The 8,112-nt window shown below is 64.6% G+C and carries 14 protein-coding genes; 9 read left to right on the top strand and 5 right to left on the bottom strand.

The genetic code is table 11. The features are described 5' to 3' along the window. Nucleotides 1–256, bottom strand: a 256-nt coding sequence (locus BM419_RS30820) for a transposase (RefSeq protein WP_139257178.1), incomplete at its 3' end; no start/stop codon positions are given. Nucleotides 257–648: 392 nt separating this feature from the next. Here BM419_RS30820 and BM419_RS30815 point away from each other — a divergent pair. The 5 genes from BM419_RS30815 (at nucleotide 649) to BM419_RS30795 (ending at nucleotide 3,913) form a co-directional block, all read left to right on the top strand. Further along, nucleotides 649–1,044 (top strand): hypothetical protein, encoded by a 396-nt coding sequence (locus BM419_RS30815; protein ID WP_091928688.1) that lies wholly within the window; start codon nucleotides 649–651, stop codon nucleotides 1,042–1,044. A gap of 870 nt (nucleotides 1,045–1,914) precedes the next feature. Next, nucleotides 1,915–2,202: a hypothetical protein gene (locus BM419_RS32165; RefSeq protein WP_139257177.1), complete on the top strand. Its 288-nt coding sequence runs from the start codon at nucleotides 1,915–1,917 to the stop codon at nucleotides 2,200–2,202. A 293-nt stretch (nucleotides 2,203–2,495) separates the two neighbouring features. Next, entirely contained in the window at nucleotides 2,496–3,215 is a 720-nt protein-coding gene (locus BM419_RS30805; protein WP_091928686.1) for a cache domain-containing protein, read from the top strand. A 23-nt stretch (nucleotides 3,216–3,238) separates the two neighbouring features. Continuing rightward, nucleotides 3,239–3,466 carry a hypothetical protein gene (locus BM419_RS30800; RefSeq protein ID WP_091928685.1) on the top strand — a complete coding sequence of 76 codons (228 nt, stop codon included), beginning with the start codon at nucleotides 3,239–3,241 and terminating at the stop codon, nucleotides 3,464–3,466. Nucleotides 3,467–3,670: 204 nt separating this feature from the next. Further along, entirely contained in the window at nucleotides 3,671–3,913 is a 243-nt protein-coding gene (locus BM419_RS30795; protein WP_244540931.1) for a hypothetical protein, read from the top strand. Between the two features lie 984 nt (nucleotides 3,914–4,897). On the opposite strand, the gene BM419_RS30790 is transcribed toward BM419_RS30795, so the two are convergent. Continuing rightward, complete coding sequence (locus tag BM419_RS30790; protein ID WP_091928684.1) at nucleotides 4,898–5,101, bottom strand: hypothetical protein; 204 nt, start codon at nucleotides 5,099–5,101, stop codon at nucleotides 4,898–4,900. A 117-nt stretch (nucleotides 5,102–5,218) separates the two neighbouring features. Here BM419_RS30790 and BM419_RS30785 point away from each other — a divergent pair, with 117 nt between their 5' ends. The 3 genes from BM419_RS30785 (at nucleotide 5,219) to BM419_RS33145 (ending at nucleotide 6,338) form a co-directional block, all read left to right on the top strand. Then, nucleotides 5,219–5,662 (top strand): DMT family transporter, encoded by a 444-nt coding sequence (locus BM419_RS30785; protein WP_091928683.1) that lies wholly within the window; start codon nucleotides 5,219–5,221, stop codon nucleotides 5,660–5,662. A 63-nt stretch (nucleotides 5,663–5,725) separates the two neighbouring features. After that, entirely contained in the window at nucleotides 5,726–6,022 is a 297-nt protein-coding gene (locus tag BM419_RS32160; protein WP_139257176.1) for a hypothetical protein, read from the top strand. A gap of 34 nt (nucleotides 6,023–6,056) precedes the next feature. After that, nucleotides 6,057–6,338: a hypothetical protein gene (locus tag BM419_RS33145; RefSeq protein ID WP_091928682.1), complete on the top strand. Its 282-nt coding sequence runs from the start codon at nucleotides 6,057–6,059 to the stop codon at nucleotides 6,336–6,338. A 60-nt stretch (nucleotides 6,339–6,398) separates the two neighbouring features. On the opposite strand, the gene BM419_RS30775 is transcribed toward BM419_RS33145, so the two are convergent. From BM419_RS30775 to BM419_RS30765, 3 genes are all read right to left on the bottom strand, one after another. Next, a complete protein-coding gene (locus tag BM419_RS30775; RefSeq protein ID WP_091928681.1) occupies nucleotides 6,399–6,629 on the bottom strand; it encodes a hypothetical protein in 231 nt (76 codons plus the stop codon). 26 nt (nucleotides 6,630–6,655) lie between these two features. Beyond that, the gene (locus BM419_RS30770) at nucleotides 6,656–6,826 is read right to left on the bottom strand and encodes a DUF3606 domain-containing protein (protein ID WP_091928680.1); all 171 of its coding nucleotides are present in this window, start codon (nucleotides 6,824–6,826) and stop codon (nucleotides 6,656–6,658) included. 328 nt (nucleotides 6,827–7,154) lie between these two features. Then, complete coding sequence (locus BM419_RS30765) at nucleotides 7,155–7,382, bottom strand: hypothetical protein (protein ID WP_091928679.1); 228 nt, start codon at nucleotides 7,380–7,382, stop codon at nucleotides 7,155–7,157. A 424-nt stretch (nucleotides 7,383–7,806) separates the two neighbouring features. On the opposite strand from BM419_RS30765, the gene BM419_RS30760 reads away from it, so the two are divergent. Next, nucleotides 7,807–8,022, top strand: a complete 216-nt coding sequence (locus tag BM419_RS30760; RefSeq protein WP_348273213.1) for an FAD-dependent monooxygenase — start codon at nucleotides 7,807–7,809, stop codon at nucleotides 8,020–8,022. Nucleotides 8,023–8,112: the final 90 nt, after the last annotated feature.

Here is an 8,112-nt window from a genome sequence, read left to right as displayed (position 1 = left end):
CCTGCAGGATCAACTTGTCCAGGGTGAGATCCGCGATGGCTTTTCTGAGCCGCTGGTTCTCCGTCTCCAGATCCTTCATCCGCCGGACCTGATCCGACTTCAGGCCGCCGTACTCACGCCGCCAGCGGTAGTACGTCACCTCGCTCACGCCGATCGCGCGGATCGCCTCCGCCACGCTCTGGCCTTGGCCGACCAGCACGTCCGCCTGCCGCAGCTTTGCGACAATCTCCTCAGGCTTGGGTCGCTTCCTCGACATCGATCCGTCCTCCAGGCTCGAAAGCCATACCAAAGGGCGGACCACTTCATTGGGGGCGGATCACTGGCTGACCCTCTTGGCGCCCTTCCACTGGCATGGCACCCGCCGCCGTGCCGCAGCTCGGCGCATGGTCCGGATCGGGCCGGACCGTGGGTTTGCCCGATGGGAGCGGGCCGCGCGGCGATGGCTGGCCTGTAGCGCCAGGATCGCCACTCTCCTCGACGCACCCGAGCCGCCGCAGGCCGTGCGCCTGCGTGCATCGCTCGAGGATCCGCGGTCGGGCGATCCCGCCGCCTGATCCGACATCAACCCGCCGAACCGGAACAACGCCTCGTGCCACGCGCGCGAGCGACGGCCGGCGGCTGTCTCACGCCTACCGAGAGGAGCCTACCATGCACGCGACCGTCACCCGCCGGAGCCTCGGCGCTTTGCTCGGGCTGGGCCTACCCGCGCCGGCCATGGCCCTGCCGTCGCCGGATCCCATCTTTTCGGCGATCGAGACGCACCGAGAGGTGGCGCGGGAGGAGGCCTCCACGGTCTCCGCCTTGGCGCGCGCCTCTCGCCTCGGGCTCAGCCGCACGGGCGAACTGCGCGCCGAGATGAGGCGGCTGCGCAAGCTGCGGCATAGCAAGCGCCGGGAGCTTCGACGCACGACCCCGACCACGGCCACCGGCTTCCGAGCACTGGCCGCCTATCACGCGAGCCTCGTCCCGGACCCGGATCCTGACGATGTAGCCGGGCAGTGTCAGCGGGATATGGAAGCCGCCTGCGCCAGGGCGACGACCTAAGTTCCTCTCAGGGGTACGCGTCTCGTGCGTACCCTACAGGCCTTCACGGATTTCGACCGCGGCGTAAGAGTTGCCACGGTGTCGAACGCAAAAGGCGAGGTCGGTTCGGGAGCAGCGGTATGTTGCCGCCGATCTGCACCCGCCATGGGAGCACCCGGCCACGACTTGGCTAGATGGGGTTCGCCTCTCTTCGATAGGGTCTGGGATAATGCTCTTTGATTTCTCCTGGATACATGGGGGTTGACCCTTTGCCCGCGGCTTGGACTGACCCTCTGTCCGGGTGGGGGACCGATGGATTGGCCCTTCCCCGGTCAGATGCTCTGCCCAGCTATCGAACTGACCGTCTGCCCAGGCTTGGCTCCCGGCTCGGAGATCGTCCGGGGTCAGTCGGATCCCGGGACGGGACCTGAAGCCCTGCATGCCCATTCGCTGCCGGACGACGTGATACGGGATGCCGCGCTTCGGGTGCTCCTCATTCATCACGTTTCCAGCCGACCCAGCTTTAGGTTCGATAGGGTGGTCCTCGCGCTCGGGCGCCGCCGCGGCGGGGACGGCCGCGCTGATCGTCGCGTCGGCGACTAGGCTTGGAGCGGGCGCTGGCTCTGGGGTGGGCTGCGGCGTCTTAAGGACCTCTGCGGGCGTCGGCACGACGCTCTTGGCTTTGACCTCGCCACCGTTGCGAGCCGCATTCTCTGCCGCCCGTCGCCGCGGGTCGACACCCTTCGGAACCCCTCCGCGCCGCGCACGAGGTTCCTGCAGTTCGATCTCGGCGTTGAGCACCGGATAGATCACCCCATGGGCTTCCCCCGGATCGGCTCCTCTCTGCGGAGGATGTGACCGCCGATCTCAAGCTCCGACAGGCCCTGCTTGATGCTGGAGGTGCTGACGGCGGCCGACTTCGCCATCGTGGATTTGGTCTGCCAGCACCCCCCTGTGGTCGCGTTGAAGGCGAAGCTCAGGACCACCGCAGTGCGGAGCGCGCCGCATGACATCCGCTTGTCGGAGGCGACATTCAGGAGCCAAGCCTCCATCATCGCGGGCTTCTTCCCGGGCGCCCACGTAAGGGGCGTGCGCAAGCCTTTCTCCAACATCGACCCATCCTTCGGGACCGAACGTCGGTCCGGTGAGCCTGTACAGAAAAGCGACGAAAAACCCTGAGGGCGGACGAGTTGGTACCGAGGAAAGGCTGCCGAGGGGCAGCGGTCGACCCGAGCCGAAGCGATCCTGTGAGAATTCTCGCGGCGGTAGATGGGCCGAGCTATGCGGTGAGGGTCTATGGGCGGTCGGTCTGACGAACGCTCAGGCTACGTAGCTGAAACATTAAGACAGACCGTTTCCCTCGTTTGGAGGACGCGCGCCGGGTGTTGTCGCTCTACCCAGGTGCCATCGTGGAAATGGGCCCTGGCGCAGCGCCGGACTGAGCTCGCTGCCCATAGCTCTTGAGGCCTGCCATGAGCCTGCGCATCGCCATTCTTGCTCCTGTTCTGGCCTGGGTAGCGCTACCGCACGCCGTCTATGCCTGCGGCGATAGCGAGGCAGGCCTGTCCTGCGATGATGCCGGTACGGGTATCGAAGCGAGCGTCAAGTGGCTTCTGACGCGCGCCAGCAAGGCGGTAAGCTCCGATCAGGCGAAGGCGCTCGATGCGTTCAGCAAAGGCGCTGATGGCTTCCGCACAGCGGAGACTTACGTCTTCTGTGTTGGTCCGGATGGAGTGATGAACGCCCACCCAAACCCGATCCTAAGAGGGCAGGATGTGCGGGACCTGCACGATCGGACCGGCAACCACTTCATCCGAACGATGATGGACACGGCTAAGCCTGGGCAGATCTCGGTGATCCGCTACCTGTTCCCCAAGCCCGGGAGCACGGTCGAAGAACCCAAGACGACCTATTACACCAAGGCCGGCGATCAGACCTGCGCGGTCGGTGTCTACGATGCCGATATCGCTGCACCGATCAGCGCGACGCCCGAGGCGCGGGTGGCAAACCTGAGGGCAAAGCTCGACGCCGAGATCCCGGCTGCCGCACGACCGGACTGGATCGCCTTCCTCGAAGCCTTGAACGCGCAGGGCGAGGCGACGACGGCAGCGATCTCCGAGGCTCGACGCAACTTGACCGCAGCTGCGACCGCCCTCCCTCCGGCCAAATCGAAGGCAGCTGCCGCCGAATAGTGCGGTTCGACGAGGAGTGAGCTTTGGCGCTGATCAACCTCATACCGCTGGCCGAGACGGCGGTGTTCACGTTCGGCTGCGCCGTGCTGAGGACACGCTGGTTTGATCCTGAGCGGATTGGACTCGTCCTGTCGACTGTCGCGGTCCTGCTCGTGGCGGGGCTGCTGGTCGTTGAGACATCCAAAAGCACCAGCATCGACACGGACGCTCTCGATCCCGCTATGACGTGGCCAGGCCTGTCGAAGCAATAGCTCTCCAGCGGACGAGCTCGCCCTTTAGCGCGCTCGTGTCCTGTGTGGCGGCGCACAAAACCCGGCGAACGATTGGCAGAGTATGCCGTTGAGAGGTCACAGCCGGCCAAGCACAGCCGCCGCGATCAAGACCGCCAGACCGACGATCTTCCTCACGCGACACGACTTACCGGATGGCTTCCTTGTGAAGTCAAACGAACCCGCATGGAGATCGTCATGAAGCTGCATCTGCTCGCCGCGGCCGCTCTGGTTGCCGTTGCCACCCCCGCCTTGGCGCAGGGCATCGACAGCAAGCACAGCCCCTACCCGGCTTCAGCCTACTCGGGCTACGTCGGCAACGCCTCTGTGGTCCTGCCAGAGATCTCGGTGACTCACTACCGTGCGGCCCCCGCCTATCGGTACTCGGGCCAGCACGCCGGTGGCCCGGCCGACGCCTTAGCCCGCTGACGGACGACACGACTGCGTCGTCCTTAAAGTGAGGCGTGACGCAGCCCCAAGACACGGCGGAAGCCTGAGTCATGGTGTGGAGGCGCACCTTGGCACACATTCAGGGCGACTTATGCACGCTACGAGGCCCTGCGGCAGTTGTGCGCTGCACCGTGCAGGCTTAGGTCGACCACGTGAGATCGCGATGGCGTCGCGGTTTCGCAGCCCTTCCCAAGGGCGTTTCCTCCCAAGACTTCGGGCCGCTCCTTCGGGAGTGGCCTTTTTTCTGTCCGGGGAGCGCTACGTATTCGACGGATCAACGGTGATCAAGCAGGATGCTGCTTACCTGACCTAGCCCGGCATTTTCGTGCCGTCACCAAGAGAAGAACGAGTCCAGTCCTGGCATCAGGAAAGCCAGCGTTGCAGCGGCTCCTACCACCCCCGCGACCATCACCACAAACTCCACACTCCACCTCCAAAACGATTGTGGGCAATCAACCATCTGGAGTCGGCGAAGTTTCTCAGGATACCGTTCACCATCTGATGAACCGATCCAGGCCGGGAAGGGCTGCGATCGTGAGGGCGATGGCGCAGACCGCCGCCACGAGCATGATGACTAGGGGAAGAGACAAAGCTACGTGGCTCCCAGCTTGTTTCGGGGTCAACAAACCGAGCATGAGTTCTGTGCTGTGCGACAGAATGGCTCCGCCCTTAGGACAGAAGCCATCACTCAGCACTGCAATCGATCGAGGCCTAAACAGGACTATGGGCCATCAAACAAATTGCCGGCAGCTTCTCTCGGGTCGCCGTATGCCATGAAGCTGATGCTGATCACGGCTGCTATCGTGGCTGCTCACAGAGGCGACCCTCATTGTACAGAAGGGGGCTAAGACTGTTCAGCAAGTCGGCCTCTGCGATCTCAGGCGGGAGGGCGATGTTGCCGAAGACGCCACTCCATGATTGCGGAGCGGCGTCTCATTCAACAATTTAGAAAGCCGCAGATGGCTACTCGGCCGCCTCAACCTCCGCGTCATCACCGTCTAGGATCGTTTCCAGATCGCCCACCAGTGCGTCGAGCTGGTCGGCTGTCGCCCTGAGCTTCAGCTTGGTGCCGTCCTGGGCCTCAATCGCGATCTCGATGTGATCGTCGACCTTGGCGGCCAGCGCCTGCTTCACCGTGTAGGTCGTCACGTCAGCCTTGTCCGCCATACTGTCTCCTGGGTTGGCTCCCGACCAACCCGAGGCGCGCCGTATCGGTGCTGCGGCAGAACCCCGCGTCTTGGCCTTTCTACGGACCTTGGCTGGGCAACCGCGTGCTAGCTGAGCATGCTGCTCCTCTACGGTCTTACCATCCTCGCCGGCATCGCCAACGCGATCCAGCCTGGCCAGAACGCGACGCTGTCCAAGTCACTCAGCCTCCCTGTTACGGCGGGGCTGATCACCCTGCTTGTGAGTACGGTCGCGCTGCTGCTCGGCGGCCTCGCCATCGGCAAGCTGGAGATCCCCACAGGTCAACAACTGGCGACAGTGCCTTGGTGGGCATGGTTCGGCGGGCTCTTCAGCGTCTTGCTGATCCTGGCGCAGCTCTACGCCTCGCCCGCTATCGGTGCAGCGTCGTTTCTCGGCATCATCGTGACCGTGGGCGTGGCCGTTTCGATCCTGCTCGACAACTACGGTTGGGTCGGCTTCTCGGCTCATCCAGTAAGTCTCTGGCGCACCCTCGGTGCCGTCCTGATGATCGCGGGCGTAGCGTTAGTGGCTCTGTTCTGATCGCCTCGGCTAGGAACAACGGCGACAGCCCGCGCCTTCCCCCTCCATACAACAGGAGGAAACATGCCACGTTTCACCACGCTGATTGGCGCCGCGACCATCCTGGCGCTCACGGCAACGACATCATTCGCAGCACCGTGCGCGGTCGGCACGACGACCAGCAGCAAGGGACCCACGACGAAAGACACAAGCTCCAACGTCGAGGGCGGCTCGACTGAGAAGGTGACACCAGGTGCGAAGGGTGAGTCTCCTGGCACTGTAGGCGCGCTGAACAACGTCGGCGCAGGGTCGATGGCCGACAAGGGCGAGAAGAAGGCTCCCGAGGGCAAGCCGGTCAAGCCGGGCGACGACAATTGTTGACCTCTGCCCCTTTTCCCAACCTGGAGGAACGTCGATGCCGATGAAGACGCTCACTTTCGCCACCGCCTTTACGCTCGCTTTGTCTGGCGCGGCGATGGCTCAGACTGCTGCCGGCGGTGGAAGCGCCGAGGGCAACATGAACAACCCAGGCTCCGTGAAGAGCAATTCAGAGAAGTCCATGGAGGGTGGGACCCGTTCGATGAGCACGGGGCCCGGTACCACGGGCGGGCCGCCCGTCAGCACGCCTGGCGCGCCAGCCGGAAGTGGGACTGGCAATGGCGCTACGGGGAGCGGGGCTGCACCGAGCGGCAAATAAGCTGAGATTGCCCCGCAGCTCCTCTCTGCGGGGCTGCCAAACCGGCCATTCTCGTTCGGCCTATGCGATTGCGGACGGCGGCATCGAGCCCTGGTCGACAAGCTCGCCTATCAAGGCCCACAAGGCTTGATGCTCAGGGCCACCGCGATCGGCGGATAGAAAGGCCGCCAAGGCGATGTCGGTGACGTGGCCGCCCGATGCCACATTGGCTTCGTGCCGGACGAAGCTGCGATCGTCAGACGGATCGCGCAGCAGAAGCCAACGATCTCCGTTCGAGCTGGCGTAGATCATCCGGCTCACGTCAGGATGCCCTTCAGTCAGCGGGCAGGCTGGCCGAGATAGGCCGCCACGCTGGTTACGCGGGATCCGACCATGCGCACAGCCTTGCGCAGGCGTTCCTCCGTCACCCCAAAGTGCAATGCCCAATGCTCTCGGGCGGGGCGGTCGAAGACGTCGATGTGGACCTTATCGTGCAACTCGGTCGGCATGGCTGGATCCAGGGGGACTCTGACGACGCTGCTCCAACTCGGAAGCGCCGCCCTGGTTTCGGGAGTTCTCCGTAGTTGACCGCATTCTGTGTGTTGCTCTGAACCGCTTCCGAGGACAGGGGAGCGGGCCGCTGCTAAGAGACAGCCTCTTCCCGCACGCGCGCCCGAGGCGTTCGCGACACCGCACGGCACGCAGCGGGTGAGCACGTGACGACAGGCGCAACCGGGCCAGTTCCCCGGGGCTCGCCCGTGATGCCTAGGCCCGGCAGTCGCGTGAGGGTCGGCGCGGCGGGGGAACTGGACACCGCAAGCGCCGGCTCACGCCCCATTATTGCAGGCGGGATGTGCCGGTGTTGGCCCTGATCCAGTTGGGGGCCAGGATGTCGCCGGCCGCGGTGATGATCCAGGGCTTGGCGTCCTCCACGTCGATCGCCTCGGCTGCGGCGGCCAGAGCCGCGCGCAAGGTCGGGAAGCTACGAGCGTCGGCGACATGGGCCGGCGCATGGCCAGGCCACACGGTGAGTTCGGCGGGCTTGTCGAGGTCGGCCAGGGTCATCGGTTCGCTGGGGTTCACGGCGGGCGGGGCTTATGCCGCGGGGCTGTGGCTGCTGGTACCCGGTCGCACGCTTGCGGCCGGAGGGATGGCTATGCGTGGGCTCGCATTGCCAGAAGGGTCAGGCGGTCCTCGGCCCAGGCTGAGGGACACGAGCTTCGACCAGCTGTCCGGTGAGCGGATTGAGGACCAGCATGGCTGTGTGTCTCCGGTGGGTGTGCCGGTAGAACGTCGTCACATCGCGGTAGGATCAAGGCGATCCGAGCAATTGCGGCGAGTTGGTGAACCGTTCGTTTACTCTGGTGCCGCGGCGGTCAGGAGCGGGTGGCACATCTACGCGCAGGATCAGCCGAACAGGTCGCCGAGACAAAAGGACAGGCCGGCTGTAGCATAGCCTGACTCGGTCACATGACGCGTCACGACGGTCATGGTGGCAAGCAGATCTATCGTGATGAACAGACAAACCGATCGCTTAGATATTGCCGTGGTTGGGGCTGGCCTTGCCGGGAGCTGCCTTGCCGGGGCTCTAGCTCGCCGTGGGATCCAAGTCGCCCTGATCGATGCTCAGGCCGGACACGTCGGCGAGCGTCGCGACTTCCGCGCGGAGAAATTTGGGGCCCGCCAGATGGCGTTGTTTGAGTGATCGGCCCCCACGAGGTGGTCCAAGGTCAAAGTTAGTGCAGTGTCGGTCGCTGGACCACGGCGAGCTTGGCCGGTGCAGCCGGCCAAGCGG

The sequence above is a fragment of the Methylobacterium sp. yr668 genome (assembly GCF_900116245.1).
In the GTDB taxonomy this organism is placed as follows: Bacteria; Pseudomonadota; Alphaproteobacteria; order Rhizobiales; family Beijerinckiaceae; genus Methylobacterium.
This window is presented reverse-complemented; position numbering and strand designations above follow the sequence as displayed.